This window comes from Achromobacter sp. NFACC18-2 (genome assembly GCF_900108985.1).
GTDB lineage: Bacteria > Pseudomonadota > Gammaproteobacteria > Burkholderiales > Burkholderiaceae_B > Achromobacter.
Genome location: NZ_FNYM01000011.1, coordinates 138,512 through 154,983, shown reverse-complemented (window position 1 = coordinate 154,983; position 16,472 = coordinate 138,512). Strand labels below are relative to the sequence as shown.

The 16,472-nt window shown below is 63.8% G+C and carries 21 protein-coding genes; all 21 read right to left on the bottom strand.

From position 1 onward, the window contains the following. Positions 1-3: 3 nt before the first annotated feature. The 21 genes from BMW75_RS17895 to BMW75_RS17805 all read right to left on the bottom strand — a co-directional run bounded on the left by BMW75_RS17895 (position 4) and on the right by BMW75_RS17805 (position 16,361). The gene (locus tag BMW75_RS17895) at positions 4-495 is read right to left on the bottom strand and encodes a hypothetical protein (protein ID WP_092581247.1); all 492 of its coding nucleotides are present in this window, start codon (positions 493-495) and stop codon (positions 4-6) included. After that, complete coding sequence (locus tag BMW75_RS17890) at positions 464-982, bottom strand: hypothetical protein (RefSeq protein WP_092581246.1); 519 nt, start codon at positions 980-982, stop codon at positions 464-466. The genes BMW75_RS17895 and BMW75_RS17890 overlap by 32 nt, the downstream gene beginning before the upstream one ends. Beyond that, positions 979-3,303, bottom strand: coding sequence for a phage nozzle protein (locus BMW75_RS17885; protein ID WP_092581245.1), 2,325 nt, complete (start codon positions 3,301-3,303; stop codon positions 979-981). The genes BMW75_RS17890 and BMW75_RS17885 overlap by 4 nt, the downstream gene beginning before the upstream one ends. Further along, a complete protein-coding gene (locus BMW75_RS17880; protein WP_092581244.1) occupies positions 3,303-3,875 on the bottom strand; it encodes a hypothetical protein in 573 nt (190 codons plus the stop codon). Before BMW75_RS17880 ends, BMW75_RS17885 begins: the two co-directional genes overlap by 1 nt. A gap of 57 nt (positions 3,876-3,932) precedes the next feature. Further along, entirely contained in the window at positions 3,933-4,925 is a 993-nt protein-coding gene (locus BMW75_RS17875) for a major capsid protein (RefSeq protein WP_092581243.1), read from the bottom strand. A 94-nt stretch (positions 4,926-5,019) separates the two neighbouring features. Then, positions 5,020-5,724 carry a capsid assembly protein gene (locus BMW75_RS17870; protein ID WP_092581242.1) on the bottom strand — a complete coding sequence of 235 codons (705 nt, stop codon included), beginning with the start codon at positions 5,722-5,724 and terminating at the stop codon, positions 5,020-5,022. 92 nt (positions 5,725-5,816) lie between these two features. After that, positions 5,817-7,334, bottom strand: a complete 1,518-nt coding sequence (locus BMW75_RS17865; RefSeq protein WP_092581241.1) for a portal protein — start codon at positions 7,332-7,334, stop codon at positions 5,817-5,819. Positions 7,335-8,153: 819 nt separating this feature from the next. Beyond that, positions 8,154-8,732 (bottom strand): hypothetical protein, encoded by a 579-nt coding sequence (locus BMW75_RS17860; protein WP_092581240.1) that lies wholly within the window; start codon positions 8,730-8,732, stop codon positions 8,154-8,156. Further along, entirely contained in the window at positions 8,729-9,313 is a 585-nt protein-coding gene (locus tag BMW75_RS17855; RefSeq protein ID WP_092581239.1) for a deoxynucleotide monophosphate kinase family protein, read from the bottom strand. Before BMW75_RS17855 ends, BMW75_RS17860 begins: the two co-directional genes overlap by 4 nt. Beyond that, entirely contained in the window at positions 9,297-10,091 is a 795-nt protein-coding gene (locus BMW75_RS29510) for a hypothetical protein (protein WP_092581238.1), read from the bottom strand. The genes BMW75_RS17855 and BMW75_RS29510 overlap by 17 nt, the downstream gene beginning before the upstream one ends. Further along, entirely contained in the window at positions 10,088-10,612 is a 525-nt protein-coding gene (locus BMW75_RS29505) for a hypothetical protein (RefSeq protein WP_092581237.1), read from the bottom strand. The genes BMW75_RS29510 and BMW75_RS29505 overlap by 4 nt, the downstream gene beginning before the upstream one ends. Next, positions 10,609-10,809, bottom strand: a complete 201-nt coding sequence (locus tag BMW75_RS17840; protein WP_092581236.1) for a hypothetical protein — start codon at positions 10,807-10,809, stop codon at positions 10,609-10,611. The genes BMW75_RS29505 and BMW75_RS17840 overlap by 4 nt, the downstream gene beginning before the upstream one ends. Then, entirely contained in the window at positions 10,796-12,709 is a 1,914-nt protein-coding gene (locus BMW75_RS17835) for a DNA polymerase (protein WP_092581235.1), read from the bottom strand. The genes BMW75_RS17840 and BMW75_RS17835 overlap by 14 nt, the downstream gene beginning before the upstream one ends. Then, positions 12,706-12,927, bottom strand: coding sequence for a hypothetical protein (locus BMW75_RS17830; RefSeq protein WP_092581234.1), 222 nt, complete (start codon positions 12,925-12,927; stop codon positions 12,706-12,708). Before BMW75_RS17830 ends, BMW75_RS17835 begins: the two co-directional genes overlap by 4 nt. Continuing rightward, on the bottom strand, positions 12,924-13,136 hold the full coding sequence (locus tag BMW75_RS17825; RefSeq protein ID WP_092581233.1) for a hypothetical protein: 213 nt from the start codon (positions 13,134-13,136) through the stop codon (positions 12,924-12,926). Before BMW75_RS17825 ends, BMW75_RS17830 begins: the two co-directional genes overlap by 4 nt. A 303-nt stretch (positions 13,137-13,439) precedes the next feature. After that, the gene (locus tag BMW75_RS17820; RefSeq protein ID WP_092581232.1) at positions 13,440-15,101 is read right to left on the bottom strand and encodes a toprim domain-containing protein; all 1,662 of its coding nucleotides are present in this window, start codon (positions 15,099-15,101) and stop codon (positions 13,440-13,442) included. Next, positions 15,085-15,363, bottom strand: coding sequence for a hypothetical protein (locus BMW75_RS17815; RefSeq protein ID WP_092581231.1), 279 nt, complete (start codon positions 15,361-15,363; stop codon positions 15,085-15,087). Before BMW75_RS17815 ends, BMW75_RS17820 begins: the two co-directional genes overlap by 17 nt. Then, positions 15,360-15,521, bottom strand: a complete 162-nt coding sequence (locus tag BMW75_RS29500; RefSeq protein ID WP_175493216.1) for a hypothetical protein — start codon at positions 15,519-15,521, stop codon at positions 15,360-15,362. The genes BMW75_RS17815 and BMW75_RS29500 overlap by 4 nt, the downstream gene beginning before the upstream one ends. A 61-nt stretch (positions 15,522-15,582) precedes the next feature. After that, on the bottom strand, positions 15,583-15,744 hold the full coding sequence (locus tag BMW75_RS29495; protein WP_175493215.1) for a hypothetical protein: 162 nt from the start codon (positions 15,742-15,744) through the stop codon (positions 15,583-15,585). Further along, the gene (locus tag BMW75_RS17810; RefSeq protein WP_092581230.1) at positions 15,744-16,016 is read right to left on the bottom strand and encodes a helix-turn-helix domain-containing protein; all 273 of its coding nucleotides are present in this window, start codon (positions 16,014-16,016) and stop codon (positions 15,744-15,746) included. Before BMW75_RS17810 ends, BMW75_RS29495 begins: the two co-directional genes overlap by 1 nt. A 12-nt stretch (positions 16,017-16,028) precedes the next feature. Next, positions 16,029-16,361, bottom strand: a complete 333-nt coding sequence (locus BMW75_RS17805; protein WP_092581229.1) for a hypothetical protein — start codon at positions 16,359-16,361, stop codon at positions 16,029-16,031. Between the last annotated feature and the right edge of the window lie 111 nt (positions 16,362-16,472).

Below are 16,472 nucleotides of genomic sequence, written 5' to 3'. Positions count from 1 at the left end.
GGGTTATTTCTTCGGAAGTTGGTAGTCCGGCGTCTTGTTCTTCGCGGCGTCGATGGCGGACATATTGGAATAGGCCATGCCAGCGGAACTGACGGCGGCGGACCCGATGGTGGACAGGAACTGCGTCTGGTTCGCGGAGAACTGCGCACGCGTCTGGGCCACTGCGTCCTGGCTCTGCGTTTGCAGAGCGGCCATCTGACCTTGGACGGACGACCGTTGATTGGTCAGGCCCGCGTCGATACGCGAGTAGTCCTCGGCGGCACCGGCATTGATGTTGATCGCTCGGGCAGCGAGAGACCCGCCGTTTTGCGCGGCGATCACTCGGGCCATAGAGAGTTGTTGCTGCGCCTTGCGGGCGCGATCCGTCTGAGCCTCGAACGCCTGGGCGTCCGCATTGCGGGCGTTCTCCTGGGCGACTCGGTAGCCTTCACGGGCGTTGTTTGCTTGAGCCTTTGCGTTGGCGTCAGCGGCGTTGTCTGCCGCGTTCTGTTGCATCACTGCGCTGGCCGCTGTAACTGCCAGCATCAGGATGGGAACTACAAGTGGTCCGCACATGTGAGTAGAGTTGGAAGTGTCCGTGGACCGCGCCGGGCGTGAAGCCCAGCCATTCGAGCCAGCGGAGGTGGAGGGCATTGCCGCGCCAGGGGGCGCAGAGCAACGTCGGATATATGGTGTGCGCGTATTGCACTAGGGCAGGACACGCACGGAGGAATTGAGAGGGCCGCGCCTCGACCCCATCGGAACAGAGCATCCAGATGGAGCCGGTGGCGGCAGGTTGGGGGACCACGCCCCAGATGGCGGCGAGTGTGCCGTTATCGAAGCGCAGGGACTCGCAGAGGTAGGACGCGTCCATCGCATCCCGAATGCTGTCCACTGGGTCCGGCTGGCCGGTGCCGAGGAACAGTTCCTCGCGGTCAGGTGCCCGTAGGGTCCGGGCCAGTATCAGCATGTCAGAGGTGGATGGGAGGTCGTCGCGGATCATGGGAGTCTCGGGTTGGTGTAGCGACCCTGGAGGGTCAGGCCGGTGATGCACAGGGGACCCGTGCTGGTGGAGGTGATCGTCAGTTCGGCCTTGTGGCCCTGCGAGTTGAAGGGGACGGTCATGGCGGTGTCCCGGTAGACCTTGGGAACCAGGGCGGCCCCGATGGTCCGGGGGGACACAGCTTTCACCATGGGCACTCGGTCAGACCGGGTGACGGTCGCCTTGAAGTCGCAGGAGACCATGCAGTCCACCGTGATCCGGGCGACCTGGAGGCGGCCCAGTGGCGTCGTCTTGTCCCCCACGGTTGGGTAGAACGGCGAGAACGTCGCAGAGCGGGCGTAGCGCAGCCCCACGAGGCACGAGGGCTTGCCGGTGTTCTCGGGGAAGTGCGCGAGCCATTGCGTCCCGTCGTAGACCGAGGTGCCGGTGAACTCGCGGAACCAGCCGTCACCCATGTCAACCAGGACGACCACGGAGGGGTACTGGCTGTAGCCCGGAGGCAGGATGAGTTCGGAGCGGTTGCGTGCGGCGTTCCAGGTCAGCTGCACAGTCGAGCGGTAGTCCAGTCGAACGTCGGCCTGGGGGTCATTACCAAGCCCAGCCTCGACCGCGAAGGTCAGGAGCTTCAGCTGACCCTCGCCGGTCCCGGCCAGAAAGACGGTATCGGCGTAGACCCAGAAGCTCAGGATCGTCGTGACGCCCGAGAAGGACATGCGGCTCCATGCGTTCTGCTGGCGCTGCCCGTCCTTCCAGTAGGAGGTTTGGACGTACAGGCCACCAGGATCGCCTGACGCCTGCATGAAGACGCGGCCCGATTGGGACGCGCCCCGGATGCGCCGGACGTGCCCAGGCACATAGCCAGGGACGTGCTTGCTCAGGTCCTCCGCGAAGTTGTTGGAGGTCTGCTGCTCGTATTGGTATTCCCAGAGTGCGGAACGATTCGGCATCGGCCCGGTGTAGTAGAGCGCGTCCCCGATCACCTTGGGTTCGCAGGCTCCGTCCAGCTGGTAGCGGGTCGCCACGCCGATCACGGCGGACGTCGGAGTTACTGGGTCTTCACCAGGGATTTCAAGTTGCGCGTTGTCGCACAGGACCATCAGCTTGGAGCGGAAGCCCACCAGCCACTCGATGTTCTCTACGTCGTCAGCTTCAACGGGCAGAGTGATCGGGTCGGCAGGGAGGACTTCGCGTGCGCTGGAGCGCCAGAAGTTGAAGAGGTCATCGGCCTGGGTGGAGTACACCGTGTCGCCAGCGGCGAACCAGAGGCGGCCCTTCCACTGAGCCAAGGCAGAGATGCGCTTGCCGACAAAGCCCGCCAGCGGGTTGCTGTCGTCGTCGCCCACCTTCCGCTGTTCCCAGTCGCAGGGCTGCAACTCGAACGCGGCGGGGCCGGTCTGGTGCAGGCGAATAGGCATGGTGCCCGGCTGGTAGCTGCCGGTCGTCGCGGTGATCGGCACAGCGTAGCTGCACTCGACCCAGGCGTTGCGGCTGGCGTCGTACTGGACGTAATAGGAAGACTTGGCGTCACCTTGGCCCAGGTCCACCATGATGGGGACCCCAGGCTCGAACGTAGGCGGCAGGTCGCTAAGGGCACCCACGCGGCCCTTGATGGTCACGGCGGCCCCATCATCCCAGTCGTTGGTAAAGACCAGGGAGGCGATGACTGCGGGAGTGCCCGAGACGCGGATGACGTTCGGGGCCACGCGGAAGGTGTTGACCCCGGGCATCCCCGTGGCGATGTTCTGTGCCAGCTGGAGCGCGATGAAGTCGCGGGTGTAGTCAGAGTTCTTATTCAGGACGAACTGGCCCGCGCCAGCCGCAGACGTCGCAGTGAACGCCTGGGCAGCAGTGGACGTCCGCTTGACCACGAGGTAGGCCGAGGTCAGGGTCGGCGCAGGCGTGACGGTCGCTTGGGTCGTCACGGCGGTATTGAGGATCAGGGTGGTGTCCGAGATCGTTAGGAATCGCAGGGCGTCCGTGGACGACCCGATGTAGTTCTGGACGTAAGGTCCCAGCGTGAGAGTCGCCAGGATGCCGGTGTCGAGACTGCGGACTTCGATGGTCCCGAACTCCATGCGGCGCAGGAGGACCCAGCGTCCGCCATCAGTCGTGCGGAAGAAGTGGTGCCCTGCGGTCGCGTAGTTCGGCGCGGCCAGCGCGTTGATGAGCTTGGTGCCGCTGCGGTCAACGAAGCCCGCGTAGTCCACGGAGGGCAGGAAGTTTTCCAGGTCCTGCATCTGGCTCGGGGAGCGTTGCAGGTCTGCTTGTCGGCTCACGCCGTGGTAGAGACCGCCGATGCGCGGCTGGAGAAGACCGTCCATCAGATGCCTCGGCGGAAGGAATGACGACGCAGGTAGGCGAGGTCAGGGTTGTTCAGGATGTTGTAGTCGTCCTCGTCCACCTCGGAGTCGCGGGAGTCGGCGGTGGCCTCGGCCCGTTCTTCAGTGGTGTACTTGTCCAGGGTGTCGGAGCCGACGAAGCTGCGCTGGTAGAACTGCGCGGCCTTGCCGACGATCTCGCGCTGGACGTGGTAGGGGCACCCCTCAAACGTCAGCAGGACCACGCGGTCCACGACCACGGGTTCCGTGAAGACGTCGGTGTGATTGATGAGGTCGTACAGGTAGCCATCGCGCTGGGCGATGTCGAGCTTGGGATCGCAGTAGTCCAGACGCAGGGTGTTGGCCGGGACCAGGATTTTTCCATCGACGTCGGGGACCAGCTTGATCCCTCGGTCGGTGTTGAAGTGCCATCCCTTTGCCAATACCTTCGCGGTCTCGGCGTCCAGGATCGCGGAGCAATTCGCGTAGTCCCCCGCGCCCTCTTCGAGTACGAGGATTACGCTTTCGCCAGCGGGCAGGAGCATCTGGTTTACTGCTTGGAGTCGAGTAAGCATTGGGAAAGAGACGAAAAAAATGCCCCCTCCCGGTGAGGGGAGAGGGCAGGTTGAGGATTACTCCGTGGCGAATTCCACGGCGAATTCCGAACGCAGGGTGCCGTGACCCTTCACGGTCTTGGCGACCATGAAGTCTTCCTGGCGGCGAACGTCGCGGGTCGTTTCAACCGTCACGTCCAGCAGGGACAGGGTGGCGACGGCATCCGACAGCCACATCACGCCAGCCGACTTCGAGTAGTCGGCGCGGTACTTCGAGAACACCGAGGCTTCCGCCGACTCGTCCGTGTTCGGGATCAGGTTCGACGGCATGATGGTCACGCCCTCGAAGCGGATGGCTTCCGAGACTGCCGAACCCAGACCGGCCGCAGCCAGATTGAGCATGGAGTTCAGGTTGAGGTAGTGGCCGCTCGGGTCTTGCGCGTACTTGATCGCGTCGAAGGTCGTGTAGTTCACGGCCATGTAGATGGCTGCGCCCACGGGGACGTTCTTGGCGTACAGGGCACGCTTGGCCTTGCGGATGGCGTCCATCCAGTCGGTGCCCTTGGTGCCTTCAGCGCCGGTCAGGCCGGTGCCGAGGATTCGCGTGCCGCCCGAACCCGGGATGGCCGAGGACGGGGCGGTGCGGGCCGCCAGCATGATCGAACGGAACACGTTCTGGTCCACGGTGCGGGCCAGGACCGCGCCCATTTCCGTCGAGATGGGCGAGGACATGTCGAAGTGCGACATCAGTTGGTCCAGGTCCCACAGCGAGTGCGAGGCCGTCAGCGGCGCATCGACCGTGATGGTCACTTCGTCCGTCAGGAAGCCGTTGCCCAGCATCTCTTGGCCGCGAGTGATGTACTCGGCCTTCGACACGCCAGTACGCGGGAACTGCCAGGACTTGCCAGCACCGATGGACTTCTCGCGGGTCTTGCCTGCGGTCAGCGTATTGGCCGTCAGTGCGGTCAGCACTTCGCCGCCGAACTGCTTCAGGAAGAGGGCGCGGTCGTCAGTGCCGGAAGCGCCAGTACCGAAAGCGATGGGATTGCCGTTGTCAGTCGTGAAAGACATTGCGTCTTTTCCTTAATAGGGAAGGGATGTGAGAAGCCCCGCCCGGTCCCGGGGAATGGGACGCAGAAAGGCGGGGCTTGAAGAGGGGTGTTGCTTAGAAGCGCGAGGCGGCGAGCTTGACGCGGACGTCTTGTCGGTATGCCTCGGAGGTCTTGTACCGGGGGTCAGACATCGCAGCCATCATCTCGGTCTTGTCACGGAAGCCCGTGACTGCCGGGGCGGCGCTGGTGTTCGCCAGGACGACCTTGGGGTCTTGGCCTGCGGTCATGCGCTGCGCCAGGACCGCGATTGCCTCGGCGGCATTCGGGCCATTCAGCTGCTCGTCGTAGAACTGACGCTGCTCTTGGCTCAGGTTCTTCTGACCCCAGGCAACCAGGGCGTCGAACTGCGCCTTGCCGCCAGCGGCTTGATGCAGGTTGCTGGCGTGTTCGCGCTGCAAGGCTTGCTGCCCGGCGCGGAACTGCGCGTGCATCGCAGCGATGGCTGCGTCGTCCAGGCCTGCGGCCTTGAACGCCGAGACCACGGTGTCCGGGACTGCTTCAGCGTTGAAGCCAGCCACGAGGTCGCCGGAGGCGAAGAGATCACCGAGGTTCTTAGGCTGGTCGCCCTTCTTGGCTTCGTCAGTCTTGGGCTGTTCGCCCTCGACCTTCGGCTCGTCGGTAGGTTTGGGGGAGGCGCTTTGATCGCTCGGCAGTTGCTGCTGATTTGCAGTCTGTGCTTGCGTCGCCGGAGCCACCTCAGCTTGCGCGGCGGGAGCCGGAGCGTGCTGGGTGAACTGGGCGTCGTAAGCGGCGATCATCGCGGCACGATGCTCGGGAGACCCCGGGACCACCGGAGCCGCTTGGGCTTCAGGGGTCGCGGAGGGAGTTGCTTGGGATTGCGCGGTGTCGCTCATTGTCCAAGTTGGTTCTGAGCCACTGCACCTGCGACGGGTCCGGCTGCTGCCTTCATTACGTCACCGGCCAGGGCCTGTTGTTGGAGTGCCTGCTGCTCCTGCTGGACTTGCGCGTCAGACTTGACGCCTCCAGGGAAGCCGAGGGCTGCGATGGTCGGGGTGAGGATCACGTCGAAGTCGAGCTTCGCTGCGGCCTGCTGTTGGAATGCCTGGGGCACTTCGTTGAACAGACCGAAGAGGGTGCGGGCCTTGTTGACCTGGGCGTCTTTGCCCAGGGCTTCGAGACCCGTGGTGACTTCGATGGCGATCTTGTCGCCAATCGGGGGAAGCTCTTGGCGGGACTGCATCTGCGCAATGAGCTTGCGGATGCGCCACGCCTGGAGTTCCACGGACAGTAGGGAGTACGTGCCGCCCAGCGCCTGTTCGATCTCGGACGCCAGCATTTGCAGTTCGTAGGCCGTCACGCGCTCGGCGTCACGGCGCAGGTCGCCGGTCAGCAGGAAGGCTTGCGCCAGTCCACGCTGAAGGTCCTGCTTCTCCGCACTGAGCGTTTGGATCGCTGCGGAGTTGTTGAACTGGAAAGGCTGAACGTCGCCACTGTCCCCGCCGTTGCCGGAGAGGACTGAGCCGTTGCGGGCTTCAGCGATCCGCTTGCGCAGATTGCCGCCTGCCGCATTGGGGCGAACGAAGATCAGGTTGCGGGCTGCAATGGCCCCCATCTCCCGGATTTGCTGAGAGGTCGCGTCGAGACCCAAGAGGTCCGCGTAGTTCGCTTCAGCGTGGGAGCGCCCGTAGTTCTCGCCAGGGACGAGTTCCCAGGCCAGGGCGTTGCAGGGCATGATGCCGTGATGGTCCCGCTCCGCTTCCACCGACACGTTGTCCAGGTCTTGCTGGATCGAGTAGGTGTTCTCGTCCTTGAGGACGAAGCGGGTGTAGAGGACGCAGGATGCGTCTTCCTTCTTCTCGGTCTTGTGCCGAAGGTCCTTGGGCAATGCCCGCACTTTCATCTGCTCGGCAGTGACCACTTCGATCACCTTGCCATTCCAGTCCCGGACGCAGACGTACTGCTCCAGGCGGAACTGCTTGATCTTGCCTTCCGGCGTGATGTACTCGGCAATGTTGCCAGCGACGATCAGATGCAGCAGAGAGGTGTAGGTGGGACGCCGCCATTGCAGCGTCTCGATACGGTCGTTGACCAGCTTCTCGCACTTGGCGAGACCCAGGGTCACGTCAGGCGGAGGGGTCAGGGTGCCTTGCTCGATCAGGAGCTTGGTCGGGACCTTCAGGTTGAACGAGGAAGTCCCGGGAGGCAGGAGAGCCATCAGGAGCTTGGCGGCCAAATTGACCGTCGCTCGGGCACCAAAGGATTGGTAGGTCTGGGGGAGTACCGTGCTGGGCGACTGGCCCTGGGGAGGGCAGACACTCGGCACAGTCAGCGATGCGCAGGCCCGCGCTCGGGTGAGGTAGGGTTCGCGGTCGCTGGTCAGTTCGTTGTACCGATCCGCCAGTTTCACAGCTGGACGCCGACTCCCGGGGAGGACGTGGGCGGTGCGGTGAGGTACGAGGCGGCCAGGGACTGGCGCTGGGCCGTCCGCTTCTTAGTGGCCGTCAGGGGCGAATCCTCGGAACCGAAGACCGCCTTGGCGGCCGGGGGATCAGGCTGCGGCGGCGGCGGTGGAGAGGGGGCTTTCGAGGAACTCATTGGTTGCGGAGGTCCAGGGAATACCAGCCGTTCCCGATGGGCACAAAGCCGATGCGGAGGACGAACTGGATGTGTTGGGGAAGGGGGTATGCCAGGACTTCTGGGAACCCCGTGGACCGCGCCGCTTCGATCAGATACCGGAAGACTCGGGGTGTGAGCCACCGGCCACGAAGGGCGGGCGAGATGTGGATGTGGAAGTTGGTTCGAGAGGGCGATATTGGCTGGAACCATACCGCGCCGAGATAGCCGTCAGGACCAGGGAGTACGTGCGTTTGGCACGACGCCAGGGCAGATGGCGACCATTCGGTAGCGAAGGGGTAGCCGGTGCGCCGGAGGAAGCGTGAGAGGTCACAGGCTTGTTCCTTGCGTTGCTTGCGCTTGGGCTTCCTCGTTAGCCGCATCCACGTTGTCCGCGATGTCGCGGAGGGCTTGGATCGCTTCATGGTAGCCGGAGAGTTCGTGGGCACCCGTGTAGTCCTTGGCCTGGACAAGCGCGAGGGCTGAGTCGGCGGGGACCAGGGAGGCAAGGTAGGCCGCGAGGGTGCGGATTTCTTGGGAACCGGGGAGGTTCGGCGGTAGCTCGCCTTCTCCTAGGATTAAAGAGATAGGCTGGCTACTACCATCCGGGCATTTAATCCGATGGCTCTGCCCGCCCGGAGCGGACTTCTTCGTACCACTTTTGAAGCGCCGAAAGGCGTTCAGCATTGCGGTTACAAATCGCATAGTTCTCCGTCACGGAAACGAGGATGTCGGCGTCGGAGACGACGGGGATGGATACAGGGTCGGTCGGATGGCTCGCAGGGGTTCGGGCGGCGCTGCCAGTTCGGCCGGCAAGGGTGGCAAGCTGCGAACGTAGCCCGGCTGCTTCGTTGAGCAACCCGACAACCCGATCATCAGCGCGGCGGCGACGGAGATCAGAATCAGCGAGTGCAGCTTGGAGTTCAGAGGTAACGCGATCATGGGATTCCTGTTGAGCGCGGAGGCGCTGGTTAAGGTCGGAGGTGACGCGGGCGGTCGCCTTGGCGTCGGCGTCCCGGGCGGCGGACACGGCCTGGTCCTGGCGGACCTGGGCGGCGGCCCGCTCTTGGTCGGCCCCATAGTCGATCAGGTGCCCCCGGTACATCAGGCCAGCCACGAGAATCGCGGCGGTGGCCAGGACATACCGGAGGGGCTTGTTCGACCAGAGAGCCTTGAGAGCGGCCAAGTTCAAACCACGAACTCCGGGTCCACGTTGCCGTCCCACACCCCGTAGTGCCATACACCGACCGAGTGGCGCAGCGCCCGCAGGGAGCCGTCGTTGACGATGCAGAAATCACCGGGCTTGCGCTCGACGCCTGCTTCGCTGAGATGCTGGGCCACGGTGCGGGCACCGTCGGGGCGACTCAGATGCAGAATGCAGCCACCAGCATTGCGGATGGCCTCGGCCTCGTTGTCGAAACGAACGTCGCTGATGAGGACCATCCGGCCCCGTGCCCATTCGCGCTGGATGCGCTGCATGGCTTGGTCGATCCAGAAAGTCTCGGAGACCATGTTGCGTCCCCACTCGGTCCCGAGGGTCTGCATGAGTTGCCGGGGACTCTTGCCGCACCAGGGGATCACGTCTTCCTTGATGGGTTCGAGTTCCGGCACCGTGCAGCCCAGGAGGCCCGCGACGAACTCACGGATCGGGGAGGCGAAGGACAGTTCGGTGTACGCGCAAATCTGCTGGAGCATTCCGGCGACCGTGCTTTTCCCGGACTGCGCCTTCGCGGCGATGCCGATAAGGTTCAGTTGTTTACCTTGCGATGTCATGGGCATTGAAAGAGATGTCGTGGTTGCCGATCCGGTAGAACACGCCGCCACCTTGGGGGTCGTATTCGCCGGGTCGGAGGATGCGGGAGAGTTGTGCTTGGACCAGGGCGTCCTGGCGGGTCTGGGAGACCGCCTTGAACTTGCCCTTTTTGGGTTCCTCGAAGCGCCGCTCGACGGCAGGCCACCAATGCTTCATGGTGGAGCCGCCCAGCAAGACTTCCTCGGCACCCGTGGGGCCGCAACCGATGCAGCCAGCGAAGCCGTCAGTGCTGTCACCCATGAGGGTCTGCATCATCCACCAGTGATCCGCGCGATCCTGACTGATGGTCATGATCTTGTCGGCCTTGGGGATGTACAGGCGGCCCGGCACGGTCTTCATGTCCTTGTCGGTGGACAGGATGGTCGTGCCCTTGCCGGAGAGAAAGCCCAGGGTGTCGTCGGCCTCCAGGCCGGGATACCAGACGGCATCCCAGCGCTTGATGGCCCAGGCTTCGAGTTCCGCATAGATTTCCGGCTTGTCGCTGCGGCCCGACTTGTACGTCGGGAACAGGCCGCGCCGGAAGAGGCCACGGGTGGGAGGGGAGATGACGAAGGTGGACTCGTCGCAGCCAGCCGCGGTTAACCAGGAGTCCACGAGTTCGACCAGCTTTCGCTTGGCTTCTCGGAGGGTCGGGAGGCGCGATGTGTTCTCGCCGTCGTCGCTGTCCCAGTCGATCTCATCGACCTTGATGACGCAGGCCTTGTAGATGGCCTCGTCGCCGTCGATCAGACCCCTCACCCTTCCAGTTCCTCGCAGTTCACGAAGGTCCGCTTCGGGTACTTGGCCTTCAGACGTTGAAGGCGGGCGGCGGACTTGGGGTCCGGCGATTTCTTCATGTAGGTGATGGTGTCGTTCCAGACGTCCTTGAGCCAAGCGCTCGACGTCAGCGGCCCATGTTCGGTCACAGCGATCTGCGAGAAGCCGAAGTCGTAGTCGAAGATGTCGCGGTAGACACAGCGAAAGACCGGGAGCAACTGGATCACCGGGAAGCCCGGCGCGTCCAGGTCGTAGCTGCGTTCCGCCTCGACGCTCGGCGTGGACGTCGGACGCACAGTGCCGCCTAGGGCAGCGCGGAAGCCCTCCACCGCCTTCTCGTACTCGGGGTGGTCCATCAGGCGGATGTCGATGAACAGGTCGATGTCCTTGATATCCACGTCCGCCGCCGCGTCGCGCGGGGCACCGCCGCCGATCACGCAGGTCGGGAAATACTTGACCGCGATCTTGGCGAGGGCCTGGAGTTGCAGGAGTGACAGCTTCATCCAGTCACCTTGGAGATGTACTCCCGGGTGCGTAGGGTCTTCCCCTCTTCGCCACGGTAGTCGCGGCGGCTCACCCAGAAGCCCTGCGGCGTCAGCGCCAGGACTTTGCCCAGCGCCATGCTGCGGTAGTTCGGCTCGACGTAAGCCACCATGTCACCCACGGCAACGGGGTTGCCGAGGAAATCAGTGTGTTTCATGCCAGTTGTTTCCGATGTCGTAGGCACCGTCGAGGCGGCACCTGAAATTGAAGTGCGTCCCAGCATCCGTGATGGCCTGCTTGAACGTGGAGCCGCAGAGGTCGGCGTGTTGGGGGAGGGTTTCCTGCTGAACTTCGTCGTGGACGTTGGCGCAGTATCCGAAGTCCTCGCCGTGGACCAGACCGTGTTTGGTCGTGATCTCTTCGTGGTACATGACCAGGGCTTGCTTCATGATGATTGCGCCCGTGCCTTGCAGCAGGGTGTTGAGCGCGGCGTGGGCATGGCGGATGCGAATGCGGCGACCGTCGATACCCTTGATCCAGCCCTGGGCCTTGGCCTTGGCGGCGATGGCGTTCTTGAGTTCCTTGAAGCCCTTGATACCGTCGATCAGACGCGACTTGACGATGCGTCCGATGGCGATGGTGGAGCGCAGGCGGCAGCGGGTGCGTGCCTTGTTCCACTCGATGGCCCACTTCGGCCACTCTTCCAGAGGCTTGCCGCTGGTGCGCCAGTCCGCGATCCAGATGGACCCGGCCTTCTCGTCGCCAGCGCCGTACAGAGCGCCATACAGCAGGGTCTTCGCGCCGTCCCGGGAGAACAGGTCGGTGTTCTTCCGGTTCATGGAATGCGCGTCGGTCCCGTTGGACTTGTCGCCTTCCAGGAGAGCGCGGGTCAGGATGCCGTCGTCGTAGCGCGACAGGTAGTGCGCCAGGACGCGAAGCTCTAGACCCTCGGCATCGCAGCCCACCAGCTTCCAGCCGTCTCGCGGAATCCACAGCGCCCGCATCAGCGGGTCCTTGTCGATGTTCGCGGAGTTGGGCATCCGGTGAGTCATGCGGCCCGTCACCGCGCCGTTCGAGTTCACGTAGCCATGCACGCGGTCCTCGTCGTCGGCGTGATGCAGCCAGCCGCCGCCCGTCTGCTTGCCGGTCTTCTTGGCGATCTTCGGGGGACCTGCCAGCTGGGTCCACCGCTTCTCTTCACGGGCGAAGCGGATCAGCAGCTGGGCCTCGGGGAAGTCCAGCTTCTTCAGGACCGCCTCGGTGATGTTCGGGTTGCCCTTCTCGGTGAGCGGGGCAGTCCAATCGTGGCGGGCCTTGAGTTCCCGGGCGACGTGGAACTCGCTGCCGGGGTTGAAGTCCACCAGCTTGATCGCGGTGTACTGTGCGCCCTGGGTGTATCCGACGCCCTGGCGGGTCATGGTGCGCTTGGGGTTCTTGGTCTCGGTCGGCAGGAAGCGCGGAGGGAACGTGCGCTGAAGCTCGGCCACCAGCGCCTGCCGGGAGTCGTTCAGCTGGGCGGCCAGTAGGATGCCTGCCTTCACGTCCAGCTTGAAGCCGTTCTCCATCTGGAGGTCAACGAGGTACGAGACCTTGTGTTCCAGTTCGCAGGACTCACCCCAGGTCGTGACGTGTTGCAGCTTCTTGAACAGGGCGATAGTGACCACCGAGTCCTGGCCGCAGTAGTCGCGCATCGGCTCGTTGTAGTGATCCCAGCCGCCGTCGTAGGAGCCTTTGAGAACGCCCATCTCGATGCCGTAGGACTCCAGCTTGTGGCCGCCGAGTCGTTCGGGATCGCGGAGACGACCCATAATCATGGTGTCGTAGATGGCCTCGGCGGGGATGTTGACGCCCGTGACCTTCTTGAGCGCCTTGCGGTCGAAGCCGATACCGTTGTGGGCAACGGTGCAGCGACGTCCGGGGTTGTTGAATACGTGGGTTGAGAGGCGCTTCACGCCCTCCATCAAGGAGGGGTAGAGCGGGTCGTGATCGGTGTAGGTGATGACCTCGCCCGTGCGGACGTTGCCGATGGACATGACCCAGATGCGAGTCAGTTCCTTCAGCAGCCCGTCCGTCTCCAGGTCCCACACCAACAGGTCGTCGGTGAGGTCCTGGGTCATTTCGCGGGCGGCAAGTTGAACAGGACCTGCACTTCAGTCCTGTCCCACGCTACGTTCCGGTAGCTTTCTACGCGCTTGACGGTATCGCGGGCGGCCTGCTCGGCCACCTCTTTTGCGATCTCGCTGAGGCGAGCGTACAGAGCTTCGCGGTACTGCTGTTCAATCGCTTGAGTGATGATGGCGACGTGTTGTTCCAGGGACAGCGTGGCGAGGCTCATTGCTGGCCCTCCGGCGCGACGTGAACGATCACGGAGATCATCACGGGCTTGCGGTTCGCGCCAGCGGCACGGGCCGCCGCGCTGTTGTACGCCGCCTGGACAGCCTTCAACGGGTTGCCGTCGTGGGCTGCGACCATGGCGAAGCCGGTGATCGTGGCGCGGGGGTCTACGACTTCGGGCGTCGTAGCGGGATGCTGGGTTCCGGACATTCGTGTGAGATTTGGCGATAGAAGCAGGCGACCCGTTCCAGTTCGGTCGGGGTCGCGTCCTTCTTGATTGAGTTGGCCCGCCAGGACACGACAACCACGTTGCTTGGCACGTAGCCTTTGCGCGGGTTGATGCGGTCGAGGGAGGGTGAGTTGGGGCCTTGGCGGCCCGCTGTTGGCCGTAGGCGAATGCCCAGGACAGGGCACCGCTCCGGTACTCGGATGTCTTCGAGCTTCAGGGTGTGGGGGATGGCGGCTTGCTTGGCGCGGTAACGGCTGGACTTGAGTAGCGAACGGGCAACGGACTTAGAAGTCGTTGTTGCTTTCGTCTTCAAAGTCGTCGCTCTTGCCGCGCTTCGGCGGGGCTTCGCATGGCTTCACGCGGCCCGTCTTGGGGTCGTAGCGGAGGTAGTCGGCAGGGCCGGTCTTGCCACCGCGCCGGACCTTCAGGACGCGCAGCATTGCTACGTCACGTTCGTCTGGGTCATCGGCCTGCTGGTTGCGCTCTTTCGCCACGATGACGTCAGGGATTTGCTTGAACGCAGCGGTGCCTTTGATGTCGGACAATGTGATCGCTGCACCTTCCTCGGCCGTTCGCTTACCACTGCTCTCCTTGCGGAGATGCGCGATGGCGACGACACTGCACCCGGTCCGTTCGATCAGGGAGCGCAGCTTCACCAGCAGCTTGTCCTGGTCTTCGTTCTCCAGGCCGGTAGCAGCGATGGTCAAGTGATCCAGGAAAAGCAGGACCGCCCCATTGGCCGCCATGAACTCCATCTTCGCCAGGAGACCATCGGGGTCGGTGGAGCCGAAGTGGTCGTAGGCTTGATAGTTGCCGGAGTACAGAAGCTTCGCGGTGCTGGCGGCCCACTGAGCGTCGGTCAAGAGTTCCGGGTTGTCTTCCAGGTCCTCGGCAAGCACGTTGTTGTCCAAGGCGACGAGGTACTTGGCCGTGTCCTCTACGGACTCTTCCAGATACACAGCACCGACCTTGATTCCTTCGCACAGCGCGGCGTACATGAACTCTCGCGCATCCGTGGATTTGCCGACCCCCGTTCCCGCCGTGAACAGCCAGAGTTGCCGGGGGCGGATGCCTCGGGTCTTGGCGTTCAGTAATGGATACGGGGTCTGCCAGCCCGGCGCGGTCTTGGCCTTGAGCCGTTCGACGGTCAGGTCCTCACCAGCGATCACGCCGTCAGGTCGATAGGTCTTGGCGTCCCAGATGGCCTGGGCGACCGCCTGCGCACCCTTCTCGCGGAGCATGTCGTTGGCATCCTTCATACCGTCCTGGCAGAAGAGAACCTTGACCTTGCCTGCGGGGAGGATTTTGGCGACCTCTTCGACGGCGGCGCGTCCCGGCTCGTCGTTGTCGAACCAGAGGACCACTTCCTTGTAGCTGCTGACCCATTCGAGTTGGGCGGCGATGGCGCGGGCGGCCCCGGCTGCCCCGGTGGGCAGGGAGACCACGGGCCACTTCAGGGCTAGCGCCTGTGCCACGGAGAGGCAGTCGATCTCACCTTCGGTGATGACCAGCTTGTTGCCGCCCGTGCGCCAGAGGTGTTGCCCGTAGAGGCCCGCCTTCTTCATGCTGCCCAGGGCGTAGAAGTCTTTGTCCGGGGTGCGGACCTTCTGCGCCAGCGGTTCGCCGGTCACGGGGTCGCCGTAGGTTGCGACCTGAACTTTGCGTCCGTCCCGCTCTGCCACGGTGTAGCCGTAGCGACGGCAGGTCTCTTCAAAGATGCCGCGCTTCTTGAGTTCCTGGTACTTGCCGTTTCGGATCAGGTCCGAGGGGCCTTTCGGTGCGGAGGGAGTGTGTGTCTCGCCGTCGCCGCGCTTGTAGGCAGTCTCCGGGGGACACGCGAAGCAGAAGGAGTGGCCGTCGTCGTAGGTTGCACATGCGTCACTGCTCCCACAATCGTCGCAAGGACCCTTGGATACCAGGGCCGAGTCGCTATCGTGTTCGGTCATAGTCCTCCTGCGCCTTGTTCATGACGTCCTGGTAGTCATTCCCGCTAGGCGCGGGACGTTCCTCGAAGCCCGGGTCGGGCCAGGAGTTCACGGGGGTGTTGGGATGCCAGTAGTCGTAGGCCTCGCAAACGCCGTCGCGGCGCTTGAAAGTCCAAAGCCCGTTCACTACCCAAGCCTGTTTGATGGAGCCGTCTTCGTGACGCTTGACGTCCCGCAGGTAGAGGCAGGCGCGGCCTTTGTCGAAGAGGACTACGCCACTCATGCCGTCTTCGGCTTCGGTTGCAGCAGCGCCGCGAACTCTTCGAGCGTCATGACGCGGCGGGGACCACGGCCCTTGACGACGACCTTGCCGTCCGGGCGGGACTGCGCGAAGTAACCACGGGCCTTGATGGTGAAGGTGGCGGGGGAGGGCTTGTTCATTTGAGAGGTCCAAAAAAATGCCCGCCGTGTTAGGGCGGGCTGGGGTGTTGGAAGGTGGGGCTTAGTAGGTCAGGCGGTCGAACAGAATCCCGGCTTCGCGGGGACCCCGCGCCAGGAACATCGCCAGCCACATCACCAGGACGCCGACGAAGAACGGCGGGACCATGGCGAGACGCCATGCGGCGACGAGGGCCGCGAGGGCGGCTTTCGTGGCGCGGCGCATCAGTTGGCGCTCCCGTACAGGGCTTGGTTCACCTCGGTCTTGATGACGCTCGCTTGCAGGCGATAGCGCGTGTAGCGCTGGCCGGTGGCGTCCTTGCGCTGGTCCTTGGCGATGTTCAGGCCCAGCTTGCGCAGTTCAGCGATGCGGCTGGAGACCGAGCGGATGCCGTAGACAGCGTGGGCTTCGACGTTCGTGATCGTGCCGTGGTTCTTCAGGTGCTTGGCGATGGTGCGGAGTTGCGGGGTGGTGCGGATGGTTTGGCGGTCGGTCATGTTGGTTCCAGGTTAGGCGGGTACGAATTCAGCGGGCACCGCGTACAGCGGGTAGCCCATAAGCTTCGCGTTGGTGAGGGCTTTGATGAACGGGTGCCCCGTGCGGGGGCCGCGCTGGCGCTCGAACGTGCGGGTTTCGCACGTAAGCTGCACGTCGGCGGGGGACGTGGAGACGAAGCCGAAGGTCGGGTAATCGACGTAGGCGTGCCAGCGACGATCAGCGCGAAGCTCGGCATACTCTTCGTGGCTCACCACGATGTATTCGGGTTCGCGGTTGTCGCGCTTGATTTCGTGGATGCGCTTCAGGATTTTGTCGAGGACAGTCTGCTTGATGGCAACGTGCATGGCGTGTGTCTTGTGTGAGAGGCGGGGCCGAAGCCCCGAGGTGACTCAGCGGAGAGTCAGCGTGCCTTTGCGAAGGGCGCGGCCCAGGCGGGCAATCAGGCCCGGCTTCGT